Origin of the sequence: Microbacterium sp. JAI119 (assembly GCF_013410135.1) — a bacterium.
Classification (GTDB): Bacteria; Actinomycetota; Actinomycetes; order Actinomycetales; family Microbacteriaceae; genus Microbacterium; species Microbacterium oxydans.
Map to the genome: position 1 here is coordinate 1,010,089 of NZ_JACCCK010000001.1, position 15,433 is coordinate 1,025,521.

Annotated in this window: 20 protein-coding genes; 9 read left to right on the plus strand and 11 right to left on the minus strand. The window is 68.2% G+C overall.

Annotated elements, in window-relative coordinates; genetic code table 11:
• The first annotated feature begins 125 nt into the window (after positions 1-125).
• The gene (locus tag HDC31_RS04990) at positions 126-1,211 is read left to right on the plus strand and encodes a serine hydrolase (RefSeq protein ID WP_113681737.1); all 1,086 of its coding nucleotides are present in this window, start codon (positions 126-128) and stop codon (positions 1,209-1,211) included.
• Positions 1,208-1,567, plus strand: a complete 360-nt coding sequence (locus HDC31_RS04995) for a hypothetical protein (RefSeq protein WP_113681738.1) — start codon at positions 1,208-1,210, stop codon at positions 1,565-1,567. The genes HDC31_RS04990 and HDC31_RS04995 overlap by 4 nt, the downstream gene beginning before the upstream one ends.
• Before the next feature lie 33 nt (positions 1,568-1,600).
• Here HDC31_RS04995 and HDC31_RS05000 read toward each other — a convergent pair whose 3' ends face one another.
• Positions 1,601-2,611: a hypothetical protein gene (locus tag HDC31_RS05000; protein WP_179515867.1), complete on the minus strand. Its 1,011-nt coding sequence runs from the start codon at positions 2,609-2,611 to the stop codon at positions 1,601-1,603.
• 90 nt (positions 2,612-2,701) lie between these two features.
• Between HDC31_RS05000 and HDC31_RS05005 the strand changes: the two genes are divergently transcribed.
• Positions 2,702-3,202, plus strand: coding sequence for a GNAT family N-acetyltransferase (locus HDC31_RS05005; RefSeq protein WP_113681739.1), 501 nt, complete (start codon positions 2,702-2,704; stop codon positions 3,200-3,202).
• A gap of 6 nt (positions 3,203-3,208) precedes the next feature.
• Here the strand turns inward: HDC31_RS05005 and HDC31_RS05010 are convergent, their stop codons facing one another.
• The gene (locus HDC31_RS05010; RefSeq protein WP_113681740.1) at positions 3,209-3,820 is read right to left on the minus strand and encodes a flavodoxin family protein; all 612 of its coding nucleotides are present in this window, start codon (positions 3,818-3,820) and stop codon (positions 3,209-3,211) included.
• A 90-nt stretch (positions 3,821-3,910) separates the two neighbouring features.
• Between HDC31_RS05010 and HDC31_RS05015 the strand changes: the two genes are divergently transcribed.
• Positions 3,911-4,114, plus strand: a complete 204-nt coding sequence (locus HDC31_RS05015) for a hypothetical protein (RefSeq protein ID WP_028503256.1) — start codon at positions 3,911-3,913, stop codon at positions 4,112-4,114.
• 21 nt (positions 4,115-4,135) lie between these two features.
• On the opposite strand, the gene HDC31_RS05020 is transcribed toward HDC31_RS05015, so the two are convergent.
• From HDC31_RS05020 to HDC31_RS05035, 4 genes are all read right to left on the minus strand, one after another.
• On the minus strand, positions 4,136-5,710 hold the full coding sequence (locus HDC31_RS05020) for an amino acid permease (protein WP_113681741.1): 1,575 nt from the start codon (positions 5,708-5,710) through the stop codon (positions 4,136-4,138).
• Positions 5,711-5,879: 169 nt separating this feature from the next.
• Entirely contained in the window at positions 5,880-6,482 is a 603-nt protein-coding gene (locus tag HDC31_RS05025) for a GNAT family N-acetyltransferase (RefSeq protein WP_058631232.1), read from the minus strand.
• An 8-nt stretch (positions 6,483-6,490) separates the two neighbouring features.
• Positions 6,491-6,883 (minus strand): ImmA/IrrE family metallo-endopeptidase, encoded by a 393-nt coding sequence (locus HDC31_RS05030; RefSeq protein WP_046749758.1) that lies wholly within the window; start codon positions 6,881-6,883, stop codon positions 6,491-6,493.
• Between the two features lie 44 nt (positions 6,884-6,927).
• Positions 6,928-7,302: a helix-turn-helix domain-containing protein gene (locus HDC31_RS05035; protein ID WP_231589757.1), complete on the minus strand. Its 375-nt coding sequence runs from the start codon at positions 7,300-7,302 to the stop codon at positions 6,928-6,930.
• Between the two features lie 94 nt (positions 7,303-7,396).
• Between HDC31_RS05035 and HDC31_RS05040 the strand changes: the two genes are divergently transcribed.
• From HDC31_RS05040 to HDC31_RS05050, 3 genes are read left to right on the plus strand one after another with little or no spacing between them, the layout of a single operon-like run.
• A complete protein-coding gene (locus tag HDC31_RS05040) occupies positions 7,397-7,627 on the plus strand; it encodes a helix-turn-helix domain-containing protein (RefSeq protein ID WP_220151143.1) in 231 nt (76 codons plus the stop codon).
• A gap of 50 nt (positions 7,628-7,677) precedes the next feature.
• On the plus strand, positions 7,678-8,607 hold the full coding sequence (locus HDC31_RS05045; protein ID WP_113681742.1) for an aldo/keto reductase family oxidoreductase: 930 nt from the start codon (positions 7,678-7,680) through the stop codon (positions 8,605-8,607).
• 39 nt (positions 8,608-8,646) lie between these two features.
• Positions 8,647-9,027, plus strand: coding sequence for a PLDc N-terminal domain-containing protein (locus HDC31_RS05050; RefSeq protein ID WP_179515868.1), 381 nt, complete (start codon positions 8,647-8,649; stop codon positions 9,025-9,027).
• Here HDC31_RS05050 and HDC31_RS05055 read toward each other — a convergent pair.
• Genes HDC31_RS05055 through HDC31_RS05065 form a run of 3 tightly spaced genes read right to left on the minus strand, consistent with a single transcriptional unit; the run spans position 9,024 to position 11,310 of the window.
• Positions 9,024-10,010, minus strand: a complete 987-nt coding sequence (locus tag HDC31_RS05055) for an epimerase (RefSeq protein ID WP_179515869.1) — start codon at positions 10,008-10,010, stop codon at positions 9,024-9,026. The two genes, HDC31_RS05050 and HDC31_RS05055, sit on opposite strands and share 4 nt — an antisense overlap.
• A complete protein-coding gene (locus HDC31_RS05060; RefSeq protein WP_113680857.1) occupies positions 10,007-10,639 on the minus strand; it encodes a DUF4166 domain-containing protein in 633 nt (210 codons plus the stop codon). The genes HDC31_RS05055 and HDC31_RS05060 overlap by 4 nt, the downstream gene beginning before the upstream one ends.
• Positions 10,640-10,692: 53 nt before the next feature.
• Positions 10,693-11,310 carry a TetR/AcrR family transcriptional regulator gene (locus HDC31_RS05065; protein ID WP_113680856.1) on the minus strand — a complete coding sequence of 206 codons (618 nt, stop codon included), beginning with the start codon at positions 11,308-11,310 and terminating at the stop codon, positions 10,693-10,695.
• Between the two features lie 108 nt (positions 11,311-11,418).
• Between HDC31_RS05065 and HDC31_RS05070 the strand changes: the two genes are divergently transcribed.
• Both HDC31_RS05070 and HDC31_RS05075 read left to right on the plus strand, forming a co-directional pair.
• On the plus strand, positions 11,419-12,225 hold the full coding sequence (locus HDC31_RS05070) for a sugar phosphate isomerase/epimerase (protein ID WP_061018261.1): 807 nt from the start codon (positions 11,419-11,421) through the stop codon (positions 12,223-12,225).
• A complete protein-coding gene (locus HDC31_RS05075; RefSeq protein WP_113680855.1) occupies positions 12,225-13,349 on the plus strand; it encodes a Gfo/Idh/MocA family protein in 1,125 nt (374 codons plus the stop codon). The genes HDC31_RS05070 and HDC31_RS05075 overlap by 1 nt, the downstream gene beginning before the upstream one ends.
• A gap of 65 nt (positions 13,350-13,414) precedes the next feature.
• Here HDC31_RS05075 and HDC31_RS05080 read toward each other — a convergent pair whose 3' ends face one another.
• A complete protein-coding gene (locus tag HDC31_RS05080) occupies positions 13,415-14,407 on the minus strand; it encodes an NYN domain-containing protein (protein WP_141369022.1) in 993 nt (330 codons plus the stop codon).
• 2 nt (positions 14,408-14,409) lie between these two features.
• Positions 14,410-15,396 (minus strand): Gfo/Idh/MocA family protein, encoded by a 987-nt coding sequence (locus HDC31_RS05085; RefSeq protein ID WP_046749750.1) that lies wholly within the window; start codon positions 15,394-15,396, stop codon positions 14,410-14,412.
• Positions 15,397-15,433 lie beyond the last annotated feature (37 nt).

Here is a 15,433-nt window from a genome sequence, read left to right on the forward strand (position 1 = left end):
TTTCTGCGAGATGAGCGACCTGCGACGCGAACGTGAGGGGAGCCCACGAGCACGTGGCTTTTGTAACGGCATCCGATGACAGGCGGGCACTTCTGCGGGGCGCTGATCCTTGATGGCATGAAGGTATGACAAGACCTTCCCTGCTCGCGATCGGCTCTGCCGCGGTCGCGGGGTGCATCGTGCTCGCGCTCGGCATCATCGCGACCCCACCTTCCCCCAGTCTCAGACCGCACTCGAGCGGCGACGCTGCGCTCGCCCGGACGGTCGAGCGGACCGCGCGTGCCGAAGGGGCACTCGACCGCCTGAGTGTGGGGTACATCGACCTGCGGTCCGATGACGCGGCGATCACGACCGGCTTCGGCGCCGATGACGACACGGAGTACGAGATCGGTTCGGTGACGAAGACCTTCACCGGCCACCTGTTCGCGATCGCGATCGACCGCGGGGAAGTCTCTCCGACCGAGACCCTGGCGAAGGTCTTCCCGGTCCTGGACGGCACTCCGGCGGGATCTGCGACCCTGGTGAGCCTGTCGAACCACACCTCAGGACTCCCCAGCCTCGACGAGGCATCCACCCCGCGGGTGCTGCTCGACACGATCACCAACAGCAACCCGTACCGAGGCGGCGTGAACGATCTGCTCGAACAGGCGGGCCGGCAGCAGCTCTCCGACGCCGGGACCTTCCGTTACTCGAACCTGGGCATGTCGTTGCTCGGACAGGCGCTCGCAGAACGGGCGGGTGTCGAGTACCCGGCGCTCCTGCAGGAGCGGATCTTCGACCCGTTGCAGATGACGCAGAGCAGGATCTCGCTCGACGGGGCCGACTTGCAGGACCCGACGACCGGATACTCTGCGACCGGCGTGCCTCAGGCGCCCTGGTCGATCGCCGCGTTCGCGCCCGCTGGCGGCATCCGCTCGACGCTCGGCGACATGACGAAGTACCTTCGTGCGCTTCTCGACGGTTCCGTTCCCGGCGCAGCGGCCATGGACCGCCACCCCGGCAAGGGTGGGATCGACGAGGGGTATGCCTGGACGATCATCGATCAGGAGGACGGCCCGACGTTGACTCTGCACAACGGGCAGACGGGAGGCTTCGCGTCGTTCCTCGTCCTCGATCGTGAGGGCGGCCGGGGCACGATCGTGCTCTCCAACACCGCGGCGCAGCTTCCGGGGGTCGCTGTGAACCTCATCGAGAAGGGCATCACCGAATGAACCTGTTCCTCGCCATCGCACTCGTGGCGTTCTCCGCGCTCTACGCCGTCAGAGCGTGGGGGATCAAGCGGTTCCGGATCGCGGACCGGACGGCCGCCATCGCCGAATCCGTCGGACTCCTCGCCGTGTTCACCGTGCTGCACTTCGCCACGGGCTGGGCCGGCGTGTCGATCGCGCTGTGGTTCGCGGCCGTCGCGCTCGCCGCCGGTGGCGTGGTGGGGCTCGTGCTGCGCGTCGACGCTCTCCCGTGGATCCGGACGCGCCGCCGACTCACCTGGCGTGTGATCCGCCTGGCGCTCGGCGGGCTGGTGTCTGCGGTCGTGTTCGGACTCGGGGCGATCTCCGCCTTCGGATGACCCGGACGATCGACGGGGAGAGGAGCCGTGGCATCACTCGATCCCGCGGCTCCTCTCGTCCGCCAGGCGGGCGCGTCGATCCTCCTCACGCTTCGAGTAGGTGGCGGCGCGGATCGCGTCGTCGGATTCCAAACCCGTGCCCAGAGCCCCGCCGAGCGTCGCCGCCGATGCGACGAACCACGTGAGCACGAAGAGATCCTCGACGCCGACCGTCCGCCCGAGCGCTTCGCTCATCACGGTCGTATCGAGCACGAAGAGCGCCCACGCCAGATTCACCACGTACAACGCCAGGTAGCAGATGATGATGCCGATGGTCAGCGTCAGGATCGTCGAGGTGTTGTAGAGGCGGGATCTCTCGCGCGCCTGTGTCGAGTCGTCGTCCGGGCGGTCCCAGAGCCTGCCGTCGATCACGATCCAGGCGATGAGGATCGCGATGGAGGCAACGGTCGCGGCCGCCAGGCGCCAGCCGGACAGCGAGATGGCGAGCGACCACACCGTCGGCTCGATCGTCGCCACGGCCCCGGTGGCCAGGGCTGCGACCAGCGCGGACTTGAGGCCGGCCGCGAGAAGCCACGGACGGTTCGCCAGCACCATGCCCCGCAGCACGCGCCCCCGGGCGCTGAGGCGGGGAAGCGGCAGACGCTGCTCCTCGGGCGAGGCGGGAGCAGCCATTCCGCTGACGAGCCCACGCACTGCGTGGCGGGCCCTGCTCTGCACCCGGTAACCGCCCAGTGCGGGCAGGGACAGCACCGCGGCCTGGCGTCGAGGATCGATCGCCGCCAGTAGATAGCGACCGTCGTCGTCGCGAAGCGGGAGCTCGGTGACGCCGACGACGAGGTCCCACCGGTTCTGCTCGGCGTGCGCGCGGAGTCGTTCGAGGGCGACGTCGACGTCTTCGGATCCGAGGGTGAACGGCTCGCTGAGGAGCTCGACGATCCAGCCGTCGGCCTGCGCGGCGACCGGCGGTGTGAGATCGGTCATCCGACGTGCGACGACGGTGGGCGAAGCCGGGTCCGCCACGAGCCCCACTCGGATCGGCTCCATCTCCGCAACCTACACCTCTCCCGAGTACACCGCACGGGAGCGAACTGATCTTCGCCCTGTGATGTCGGCGGCCCGTGGCAAGATCCGTGCATGGAAACCCTCAGACTCCGGACCTGGTCCGAGAACGACCTCGAGCTGCTGCATGCCGCCAACACCCCAGAGATGACCGCGCACCTCAACGGGCCGGAGACCGACGACCAGATCACGGAGCGCCACGCCCGTTACCTGCGCCTGGTCGCCTCCGGAGAAGCGCGGATGTTCGTCGTCGAGGACGAGGAGGGGATGTCGCTCGGGTCGATCGGCTACTGGCCGGTCGTGTGGAGGGATGAGCCGGCATGGGAGACCGGATGGTTCGTCCGACCCGAAGCGCAGGGGCGCGGGGTCGCATCGAAAGCCCTCGCCCTCCTGATAGACGACGCCCGTGCGCACCCCGAGCCGCGGCGGCTCCTGATGGCCTGTCCCGCGATCGAGAACTCCGCCTCAAACGGAGTCTGCCGACGTAACGGCTTCACGCTGCACGGCACGGTCACGGACCAGTTCCGTGGCGCCGAGATGACCGTGAACGAATGGGCCCTCGACCTCACGGCCTGATCGACGTCATTCCGCGGGGTACTTCTGCGCCTTGAGCAACCGCGCCAGGTGAGCGGCGTTCCTGGTGGCAGTGCTGATCGCGGACGCGACCTTCTCGGGAGTCTCCTCGAGGTCCTTGTAGTCGGTGGTCTGCATCGCCTCGCCGTTCCAGTAGACCGAGCTCTGTGCGGGAACCGTGTATCCGACGTCGTTCAGTGACTGGAAGAGGATCGCCGCGATATGGTGGGCGCCGTCCTCGTTGCCGACGACGCCGGCGATGGCCACCTTGTCGAACAGGATGGGGCGGCCGTCTTCGTCGCTCTCGCCCAGCTCAGCGTCGAGGCGTTCCAGCACGCGCTGCGCGACGCTCGAATGCTGACCCATCCACGTCGGCGTGACGAAGACCAGGATGTCGGCGTCGAGTACCTGCTGACGGATTCGCGGCCACTCATCACCGTCACCCATGTCCTTCTCGACCCCAGGGCTCAGCGAGAAGTCGACGGCGCGCACGAGGTCGCCGGTGACATCGTGCTCTGCCAGGGCGTCGAGGAGCTGCGTCGCGAGGAGGTCGGAGCTGGACGACGCGGGAGACGGCTTGAGCGTGCAGGAGATGGCGACGGCGGTGAGGGGAGTGTTCATGCTCCGAGCACACCAGACCTCGAAGAACGTGCACAGGGGGTTTCCCAGTCCGGGCTATCCTGGTAGACGGCACCGACGACAGGAGATCCCGTGATCCTCAGCTTCCTCTTCTTCATGATCCTCTTCATCGGAGGCATCCTGCTGATGGGTATCTCCTTCGGGCTGCCGGCATTCCAGGCGCTCGCCTTCTGCGGCGGTCTTCTGCTGGTGACGCTGGCGCTCGCCTTCATCTTCCGCCAGGGCGGCTCGGCCACTCGTCGCTCGAACAACTGGTCGGGCAACGCCACCGAGTAACCCCCGCGGCGCGTCGTCGCCTCAGGGCTTCTTGCGCCGCAGCGCCTCCGCTGCCTGGCGTCCGGCGACGACCGGCAGGACACCGGTGAAGCCTTCCCGAACCCGAGCGGCGTCGGCGATCTTGCCGCGTGCGGCGAACCACCCGATGACCAGTGCGGGGATGAGCAGCACGAGCGAGGCCAGCACCCAACGTCCGGTCTCGGAGAAGCCCATGGACACCAGCACGAACAGCAAGAACGCCAGGGTCAGGTAGCCCGTGTAGGGGGCTCCGAACATCCGGAACGATGGGCGTTCCACCAGTCCTCTCTTCGCGAGCGTGTGCATCTTCAGCTGACACAGGATGATCGTCGCCCAGCCGCCGATGATGCCGATGGCCGAGACCTCCAGCACGATCTCGAAGGCCTGCGAGGGCCAGAGGGCATTGATGCCGACCCCGATCAGCGTGATCGAGGCGGTGAGGAGGATGCCGCCGAACGGTACGCCGTTCGCGCTCATCCTCGCCGTGAAGCGAGGCGCCGAGCCGTTGACGGACATGGATCGCAGAATGCGACCAGTGGAGTAGAGGCCCGCATTGAGGCTGGAGAGCGCTGCGGTGAGGACGACGAAGTTCATGACCGACCCGGCGACCGCTCCGGTGTACGGCGAGCCGATGTGGGAGAAGAAGGTGACGAAGGGCGACTCCCCGGCCTTGTACGTGTCGAACGGCAGCAGAAGCGAGAGCAACAGGATCGAGCCGACGTAGAAGACGGCGATCCGCACCACGACGGTGTTGATGGCCTTGGGCATGACCTTCGCGGGCTCTGAGGTCTCACCGGCGGCGGTGCCGACGAGTTCGATCGACGCGTACGCGAACACGACACCCGAGATGGCGAGTATCGGGGCGAAGTAGCCCATCGGGAACACACCGCCGTTGTCGGCGATGACGGCGATCCCGGTGACTCCGAGATCCGTGGTGCCGTTGAAGATGATGAAACAGGTCCCGACCACGAGGAAGACGACCAGAGCGGTCACCTTGATCATCGCGAACCAGAACTCCATCTCGCCGAACAGCTTCACGCTGACCAGGTTGAGCGACAGCACGACGACCAGAGCGACAAGGGCGATGAGCCATTGGGGGACGGCCTGCAGCGGCTCCCAGTACTGCGCCCAGAACTTGACGTACAGCGCGGCGGCCGTGACGTCGACGATCGAGGTCATCGCCCAGTTCAGGAAGTAGAGCCAGCCGCTCGCGAACGCCAGCTTCTCACCGTAGAACTCTCGTGCGTACGAGACGAAGGAGCCCGAGGAAGGGCGGTGCAGCACGAGTTCGCCGAGCGCGCGGAGGATGAGGAACGCGAAGAAACCGCAGAGGGCGTAGACGAGGATGAGTGCAGGGCCGCTGGATGCGAGACGTGCGCCCGCACCCATGAACAGCCCCGTGCCGATCGCGCCGCCGATCGCGATCATCTGGATCTGGCGGGGCTTGAGGGTCTTGTGATACCCCGCCTCCTCGTTGGAGAAGTCTGCGACCGCGAGGGTGCGATCACCCGTGAGCTCACGCTCGTTCTCGCGTGCGTCTTCGGGATCGAGGGGGACGCGGGATGTGGGGTCGGCCATGCGATACCTCTCCGGGCGAAGCGACGCGGACGCGATCTGCGCCCGACCTCCTGTGCGAATTCCTGCACAGGCTCCATGAATCATGGCGGCGATCGCGTTCGAGGACACGCATCTGGCGAGGATTCTCGCGCAGAGTACCGGTATGGGATCCGGCGTCCCGATATCGACGTCAGCGTCGTCTGGCGAGTCTCGCCTCGAGGTTCGCCCTGACAGCCGGCCACTCCGGTTCGATGATCGAGTACTCCACGCTGTCGCGCAGCGCGCCGTTGCGGTAGCGGCTCATCGCCCGCATGACCCCGTCCTGCTTCGCGCCGAGGCGCTCGATCGCCGCCCGCGACTGGAAGTTGACCCACTGCGTGGTGAGGCCGACGCGGAAGACTCCGAGGGACTCGAATGCGTGACGCAGCAGCAGCAGCTTGGACTCGGCGTTCGTGCCCGAGCCGTGCGCGGACGGTCGATTCCAGGTGAAGCCGATGTGCAGTCGGGGTACGTCGGCCACGATGTCGTAGTACGACGTGAGCCCGAGGATGCGACCGTTGGTGTCGAAGGCCGTGAAGGGGATCATCTCGCCCTTCTCGATGAGGCCGATCCGTCGCTCGACCTCCGCAGCCACGCCGTCGGGTGCGGGGACCGAGGTGTACCACGCCGTCTTCCAGAGGTCCCCCTCCTGCACTGCCTCGATCAGTCCGTCGATGTGCGATCGATCGAGAGGTCGGAGTTCCACGAGCTCGCCGGAGAGGGTGACGGGGGAGGGGGCGACGAGGAAGGCCATGCCGATATTCAACCAGCAGTGACGAGGGGCCTCTGACGCAGCAGGCGCTGGTAGGCCTCGACCAACTCGATGGTGACGTCCAGCTCGAAGGCGAGACTCGCCAGGTGCGGCCCGCGCACCTCTTCCGCCTCGGCATACGCCCGCGGCGTGATCAGGCGGGACGCCGCCCATTCGTCGGCCTGACGCTCCTGCTGCGTTCGTGTGGCCGATGTCGTCGCGGGGAAATGACCGAGGCAGGCGTGCCCCAGCTCATGGGCGAGCACACTGCGGGTCGTGCGGGCGCTCATCCCCGGAGCGAGGCGGATCGTGCGCGTGGTGGGGTCGTAGCCCCCGCGGGTGCGGCCGGGCCGCTCGACCACGCGCACCCGCTGCGCGTCGGCGAGGTGGAGGAGCTGGTGCATTCTCTCCTCCTCGTGACGTCTCGCGGGCGGAAGCCGGTATCGGCCTACTCGTAGAGGTCGTCGGTGTCGGCGTCGTGCCGGACGCCGGATTCGAAGGCGACCTCACGGCTATCTTCGCGGGGGCCGGCGACATCGGGGGTGCGCCGGATCGGCGTGATGCGCGCTGTGGTCTCGCCGTCGGCTCTGAGGCGCTCTTCCGCGCGGGCGAGCAGGACATGGGGCTCGACGCCGAGGTCGGCGCAGACCGCGTAGACGACGGGTACCGGGATCGCTCGCTTGCCCGTCACGTAGTTGTCGAGTGCACTTCGGGCGATGCCGATGCTGCGCGCCATCGCGGCGATGCTGCTCCGCGAGGCGGCGATCTCCGCGCGCATCTGGCGACCCACGGCCTCGTTGAACTCCTCTGCAGGTGTCTTCACCCGGCTCACCATAGCAGCGTGACGACGCCAGAATGCCGCCATTCTGGCCCATTCGACCCCCATTCGTGTCCGTTCGTGGCGCTAGTGTAGGCGTATGGGGACGGAATTGCGTCATTTGCTGGCATCGGAAGTCGACGGAGCACGGTTTCACGCCGGGGTGTCCTTTTCCGAGCTGTCGGAGCGTTCGGGTATCGGCCCGGACGCCCTGGGGGAGCTTCTCGACGGCAGGGAGGACTTCACCGTCGTCGACCTCGTGCGTATCGCCGATGTGCTCGGCATCCCGGTCACCGCGCTTCTTCCGGGAGCGGCAGGCGACGACTCGTGACGGTTGCTGTGCCGGACCGCCGTGTCCGTGCCTGGCGATAGCGTGGGGGCATGAAGACAGTGTCGTTCGGATCGTCCACCGCCCCCGCCGTGATCGCCGGCATGATGCGCATCGACGACAAGGATGACGCGCACATCCGCCACCTCTACGACACGACCAGGGCTGCGGGCATCGACTTCTTCGACCATGCGGACATCTACGGCGGCAGCATGCACCACTGCGAGTCGCGGTTCGCCGAGGCGCTGCAGCTGACCTCTTCCGAGCGCGACGAGATCGTGCTGCAGACGAAATGCGGCATCGTGCCCTCGCAGGGGATGTTCGACTTCTCCTACGAGCACATCGTGGCCCAGGTCGAGGGTTCGCTCGCTGCTCTGCGGACCGACCGCCTCGATGTGCTCCTGCTCCACCGCCCCGATGCGCTCGTCGAGCCCGAGGAGGTCGCCCGCGCGTTCGATGACCTGGAGAGCGCGGGAAAGGTCAGGGCGTTCGGCGTCTCGAACCACACCCCGCGTCAGATCGATCTGCTCCGCACCGCAGTCCGGCAGCCGCTGGTGGCGAATCAGCTCCAGCTGTCGATCACGCACGCACCGATCATCGCGCAGCCGGTCGCTGCCAACATGGCCGGCCATGACCAGAGCCTGGTGCGCGATGGCGGCGGCATCGTGGAGTACTGCCGTGTCAACGGGATCACGATCCAGGCATGGTCGCCGTTTCAGGACGGCTTCTCGCACGGGGTGTTCCTCGGCAACCCCGCCTACGCGGAGCTGAACGCCGTGATCGATCGCCTCGCGGCGGTGCACGACGTCACCCCGATCGCCATCGCGACCGCCTGGATCACCCGCCACCCCGCCGGCATGCAGGTGGTCCTCGGAACCACGACGCCCGAGCGGGTGGGTGATGCGGCAGCCGGTGCCGATGTCGCGCTCACCCGACCCGAGTGGTACGAACTGTTCCGTGCCGGCGGACACCTGCTTCCGTAGACCCCTGCGGTCCGTCGCGGCGTCGTCTACCCTGAACTCATGTCGTTCCTGTTCTCGCTCCTCGTCATCGCCCTGATGATCGGCGCGCTGATCGACATCATCACGCGGGACAGCTCGCTGGTGAAGTTCCTGCCGAAACTGGCGTGGATCATCATCGTGATCCTGCTGCCGCTGATCGGTGGCCTGCTCTGGTTCGGTCTCGGCCGCGAGTACGGGGAGTCCGGCATGCAGATGCCGCGGATGCGACGAGCTGAGCGGCCCGCGGCGCCGACCGACGTGCGTCCGGCGCCACCGAGGGACACGAGAACCACCGAGCAGCAGATCGCCGATCTCGACCGTGAGATCGAGGAGTGGCGGTTGCGCCAGGAGATCGAGAAGAAGCGCGGGGCCGACGGCGACGCGCCAGCCGGCACCTCTTAGGCGGCCGGCAGCCCCTGATCTGCCGGCGGGAGGTCGAAGGACTCGCGGATCGCGTCCTCCAGGAACGGATATCGGAATTCGAAACCGGCCGCTGTGAGCTTCTCCGGCAGCACCCACCGGCTCTTCAGGATCAGCTCGGTCTCGGTGCGCATGCCGATGGCTCCGAGCTCCAGCATCCATCGGGGCATCGGAACCCCGATCCGCGCTCCGAGGGCCCGCCGCACCGTCGCCATGAACTCGACGTTGTCCACCGGATTCGGAGAGGCAGCGTTGACGGGGCCCTCGAGCGCCGGATTCCGCTCGAGGAAGTCGATGATGCGCGCGACATCCTCGATGTGCACCCAGCTGAAACGCTGGCGGCCACGACGCGCGCCGGGGAGATGTCCCGTGCCCGCAGCGCGCCGAGCCGCGCTGACCGGCCATCGTCCGTCGTACTGGGAACCGCCGAGCCCGAACCGCGCCAGGTCTCTCACCGGGCCGAGCACGCCGCCGTGGCCGAGCACGATCGTGCTGCGCAGGGCGACGCGGCGGGTGGCGGGGAGCTCGTCGGCGAACAGCGCCTTCTCCCACGCCTTCGCGACCTCGACCGAGAACCCACTGCCGACCTCGCCCGTCGATTCGGTCATCGGACGATCCTCCGCGTGGCGATAGATCGTCGCCGTCGAGGAGTTGATCCAGAGCTCGGGAGGTGCGGAGGACCGGGTGATCGCGGTGCTCAGCGACGCGGTGGTGTCGAGGCGGGAGCGGAAGATCTCCGCCCGGTTCTCTGGGGTGTAACGGCAGTTGACGCTCTTGCCGGCCAATCCGATCACGAGGGCGGCACCGTCGACTGCGCGATCGATCTCCACCTGATCGCCCCAGCGGATGTCGGCGCCTGAACGCGAGATCGTGACGACCTCGCGCCCCTCCGCGCGGAACCGGGGCACGAGGAAGCGCCCCATGAACCCGGTGGAACCGCCGATGACGACCCGTCCTGTGCTCATGCGGTCTGCTCCTTCTCGTGATGCTGGATGCGATAGGCGAACTCTCCCCGATACTCGTACAGGCGGCCGAGGAACGGCGCATCGACGGTCAGGGCCATGCGCTGCCGATCGAGGTCGTCGTCGAAGCGCTCGGTGAGGCGGATGACAGGTGCCACGGGCCGGGGGATCCGCACCCGGAGGCGACCGAAGCGAAGTCCGACGGCTCGGCTCCTCAGATGCAGTGCGCCCTGACGTACCTCGACGTCGAAGCAGGCGGCGAGGAGGCCCGGTTCGCCGAGCTCGTCGACGACGCGGCCATGGCGGGTGAGTGCGACGGCGTCTCGCATGGTCCACGTGCCACGGCCGAAGAAGAAGGTCCGCTCACTGAGCGCTCTGGACGCGATGGAGCGGTTCTCGACCCGGAACGGCACCTCTCGCTCCCACCCCGCGGCGACCACGCCGCGTCGTTCGAGGACCCGGAGGAAGGGCCACAGCCATCGACGCGGAGTGCCCACTCGCTCGAACACCCCCTCGCCGATGCCGGTCGCTCCGTCCGGGATCGGTGCGAAGTACAGGCGCAGTCGGGGGTGAAGGTCGGCCATGCGCTCGCCGAGTGCTCTGGCGTACGGGGACTGCGGCACGGGCGTCACGGTTCGAGCCTAGCCTCGGCTTCGCGTCGCCCCGCACTGCGGTCCACCCGTCGTCAGGCTCCTGGTCGCAGCAGTCGATCGAGCAGGGCGAGCGCCTCGTGCTGAGGAGCGGTCTCGTCGAGCAGCCACTGCGTCTGCAGGCCGTCGGACGCCGCCACCACCAGGGCTGCGACCGCATCGGCGTCGAGGTCGTCGCGGATCCTCCCCTCCTCCTGCTGGCGTCGGACGACGTCGGCGAGTCGGGCGCGGAGGCGCGTGAAGCGACCGGTGGCGAACGTGCGCGCCGCCGGATGGCCCTCCTCGAGCGCCGTGGCGACGAGCGTCGAGTACAGCTGCACGAGACCGGGTATCGCACGGTTGAGCCGCGCGGACTCGATCATCATCTCCACCGGCGTCGCGTCGGGCGGGGGAGAGCTCGGTTGGCGCGACGGTACGGTGCTCTCCTCGTACACCGCGACGAGGAGCTCCTCCAGGGAGCCGAAGTAGTGGGTGAGAGCCGCGTGCGTGACCCCGACCTCGCGCGCGATGGCCCGCAGGCTCGTGCGGTCGGCGCCACGTTCGGCGAACACCTCGATGGCGCGGTCGAGGATCTCCTGCCGACGGGCGATCCCCTTCGCGTAGGCCCCGCGCTGCCGTGGGGGCTCCGGGGGTTCGGGGGTGTCGAGAGGCATGAGGGCAGTCTAGCGATTTAAAACTTCCGCGTGGAGGTATTTGGTGATAGCGTGCCTGAACGGGACACCGGTCCCGCAACGTCACCGATGACCGAAGGAGCACGACCGATGACGATTCGGACTTCCCTGCAGCTGTTCACCATCAAGGACGAGCTGGAGGCCGACCTCGAATCCTCCCTGCAGGCGGTGGCAGCCCGCGGTTTCACGGCCGTCGAGCCGTACGACTTCGTGCGCCGCGCCGAGCCCCTCGCAGCCGCGCTCACCGCCGCCGGTCTGGTCGCCCCCTCCGGACACGCCTTCCTGGCGTCGCCGTCGTTCGTCAACCCCGACGGCAGCGGCACCACGGTGCCCGTCCCCTCCCCGGCTGAGGTCTTCGCCGCGGCGAAGGTGCTCGGCATGGACACGGTCATCGACCCCTACACCGAACCGGCGCGTTGGGAGTCGATCGAGCAGATCGAGGAGACGGCGCGACTGCTCAACGAGGCCGCGGAGATCGGTGCGGCCGTCGGTGTGCGGGTCGGATACCACAACCACGCCCACGAGCTGGAGGCCGTGTTCGACGGCGTCACCGGCCTGGAGGTCCTCGCCGGGCTGCTCGACGACCGCGTCGTGCTCGAGGTCGACCTGTACTGGGTGGCCCGTGGCGGCGTCGATCCCGTCGCGCTGCTGGAGCGTCTGGGCAGTCGGGTGATCGCCGTGCACGCGAAGGACGGCACACTCGACCCCGCACTCGCGGGAGCGTATCCGCCCGCCGATCAGGTGGCCGCCGGTGAGGGTAACGTCCCGCTGATCGAGGCCATCACCGCAGCACCGGCGCTGGAGCTCGCGATCGTCGAGTTCGACCACTACGAGGGCGACCTGTTCGACGCCGTCGAGCGCAGCCGGGTCTACCTCGACGAGAAGGTGGCGGCCTGATGGCGGTGGGCGTCGGCATCATCGGTGCCGGGAACATCAGCGACCAGTACCTGTCCAACCTCACGACGTTCCCCGATGTGCGCGTCGTCGCGATCGGCGACTTGCTCGAGGAGCGCGCCAAAGCGCAGGCCGAGAAGTACGGCGTGCCTCGTGCCGGCGGTGTCGACACGGTGCTCCAGGATCCGGAGATCGACATCGTCGTGAATCTCACGATCCCAGCCGTGCACGTGGAGGTCTCCGAGGCGATCATCGCGGCGGGGAAGCACGTCTGGACCGAGAAGCCGATCGGTGTGAGCCGTGAGGAGTCCCGCGGCCTGCTGCAGAAGGCGGACGCGGCGGGCCTGCGCGTCGGCGTCGCCCCCGACACCGTCCTCGGTCCTGGCGTGCAGACGGCGAAGCGAGCGATCGCGCGCGGAGACATCGGGCGTCCGCTGTTCGCGCAGACCACGTTCCAGTGGTCGGGACCGGAGATCTTCCACCCGAATCCCGCGTTCCTCTACGCCAAGGGCGGCGGACCGCTGCTCGACATGGGGCCGTACTACGTGTCGGCCCTCGTGCACGTGTTCGGGCCTGTCGCCTCGGTCGCAGCACTCGGACTGCAGGGCTCTCCCACGCGCCAGGTGCAGGTCGGTGAACTCGCAGGCCAGGAGTTCCCGGTCGAGATCCCCTCGACGCTCAGCGTGCTGATGGCGTTCGAGGAGGGCGGGCAGGCGCAGAGCCTGTACAGCACCGACTCACCCGTCGTCCGCCAGGGCATCGTCGAGATCACCGGCACCGAGGGCACGATCGTGATCCCGGACCCGAACACGTTCGGCGGCGCGATCTCGATCACCCGTCCGCTCACACGTCTGTTCATCCCGCCGGAGCCCGTGCAGCAGGAGATCATCGACGTCGAGCAGGAGGGCGTGCTGTCCGGCCGCGGCGTCGGGCTGCTCGACATGGCGCGGGCGATCGCCGCGGGGCGTCCACACGTCGCCACCGGCGAGTTCGGCTACCACGTGCTCGACACCCTACTCTCGATCGAGGAGGCCGCCGAGGCGCGGAGCTTCGTCGAGGTCGAGAGCACCCTCGATCAGGTGGGGTCGATCGCCGCGGACTTCGACCCGTTCGAAGCCACGCTCTGACACCGGCCGTACGTGGCGGCCAGGAGCGGATCACCGCGTCCTGGCCGCCACGTCGCGGACCACTCTCAGGGCTCGAGCAGGCGGACGAGACGCTCGTGCCCGGTCTCCTCGAGTTCCGCGATGTCGTCGCGGGACTTCAGGAAGTCGGAGAACGACCGGTAGCCGAGTGCCTTCTCGCTGAACGACGGGTCCATGCGACGCATATGCGTCTTGACCGCGGAGCTGTGCAGCCACTCGTCGGCGTCGGCCTTGTCGTGCCCCAGACGGAGCGCGCGCTCCAGCAGCTGCGTCGCCACCTCCTGATCGTCGACCTTGTCCTCGACCCGCACTTCCTCCGCCTTCGGGGCGGCCTTGGATCGCGATCGCTTCGAGGCGGCCTTCGGCTTCGAGGCGGTCTCCGTCACCGTCTCGGCGACAGCCTCCGCCTCCGCCACCGGCGTCGGCGCCTCGACCGCGGGAGTGGCCGCGGCGGCGGCGACCGGCTTGGAGGGGCGCACGACACCGGGCAGCGAGTCGTACGACTCGAACTCGTCGCACGCGGCGGCCAGCGACTTGGCTGTGGAGCCAGACACCCCGACGCCGATCACGTAGCGGCCGAGGCGCTTGCAGCGCTGAGCCAGGGGCACGTAGTCGCTGTCACCCGCGACGATCACGACATGGGTGAGATCGGGGAGGCGGAACATGTCCTCGACCGCATCCACGGCGAGCCGGATGTCGGCGCCGTTCTTGGCATACGCCGCGGCGGGGAACAGCTGCACGAGGTCGACAGCGCGGGCAACGAGCTGCGAGCGGTACACGGCGTTGACCGGGGAGGACCAGTCCGCGTATGCGCGGGTGAGCACCAGCGTGCCGAACGAGGCCGCGTAGTCGATGATGGCGCCGACCTCGATCATCGCCCGGCTCAATCGCTCGGTGACCTCGGGGTCGTTCGGGTTCTCGCTGATCCGCTGACGGTCCTTGCCGTAGGCGTTGCGACCGTGCACCCGGTCGTACCAGGAGATGACGATGTTGTCGAAGTCGAGGTAGACGGCGACGCGGGCATCGGTGGTCTCGGCCATGCTCACACCTCCTCGCGGGGGTAGCGGACGCCGATCTGCGCCCTGATCTCGTCAAGGGTGCCCATGATCGCGACGCTCTCGGCGATGGGCAGGATGTCGCCCGCGAGGGTGCCTTCGCTCACCAGACGCTCGGCGGCGAGCGCCTGGAACTGCATGCCACGGCCCTCGACCTCGGAGGTGTAGCTCTCCTGCACCGTGCCGTCCGGCAGGACGAGGCGGAACGTGGTCGGGCTGTACCAGACGGTGTCGATGTCGATGCGGGCGGCCGTGCCGATGATGCTCGCGACGTTGGGGCCTGCAGCCCGCGACGACGAGAGGCTGGTCGAGACCGCACCGCCGTCGTGGGTCATGACCGTGGCGACCTCGGAGTCGGCTCCCGTCTCGATGAGGCGGCCGACGGCGCGGATGCTGGTCGGTGCGCCGAGGATGTCCCAGATGAAGGAGATCGGGTAGATCCCGAGGTCCAGCAGGGCGCCGCCACCGAGTTCGAGGGCGTTGAGCCGATGCGCGGGGTCGGAGGGCAGCAGCTGGGTGTGATCGGCGCTCACGGCCCGGATCTCACCGAGGGCGCCGTCGGCGATGAGCTCGCGGATGCGGACCATGTGCGGCAGATACCGCGTCCACATCGCCTCCATCACCAGCAGACCGCGCTCGGCGGCGAGCGCCTGCAGGTCTTCCGCCTCGGCGCGGTTCAGGGTGAACGCCTTCTCGGCGAGCACATGCTTGCCGTGCTCGAGGGCGAGGCGGGCGTTCTCGTGATGCATCGGGTGCGGTGTCGACACGTAGATGATGTCGACATCGGGGTCCGCGACGAGGTCTTCATACGAAGAATGCGCGCGGGGGATGTCGAAGCGGGCGGCGAACGCGTCGGCCGACTCCTGTGACCGGGATCCGACGGCCACGAGGTCGAGCCCCGCGGTTCGCAGATCGGACGCGAATGCGCCGGCGATTCCGCCGGTCGCGAGGATTCCCCACCGAAGACCTGTCATGGTCTCAGCGTAGGGGGTGCTCCGGGTGTGACGGACT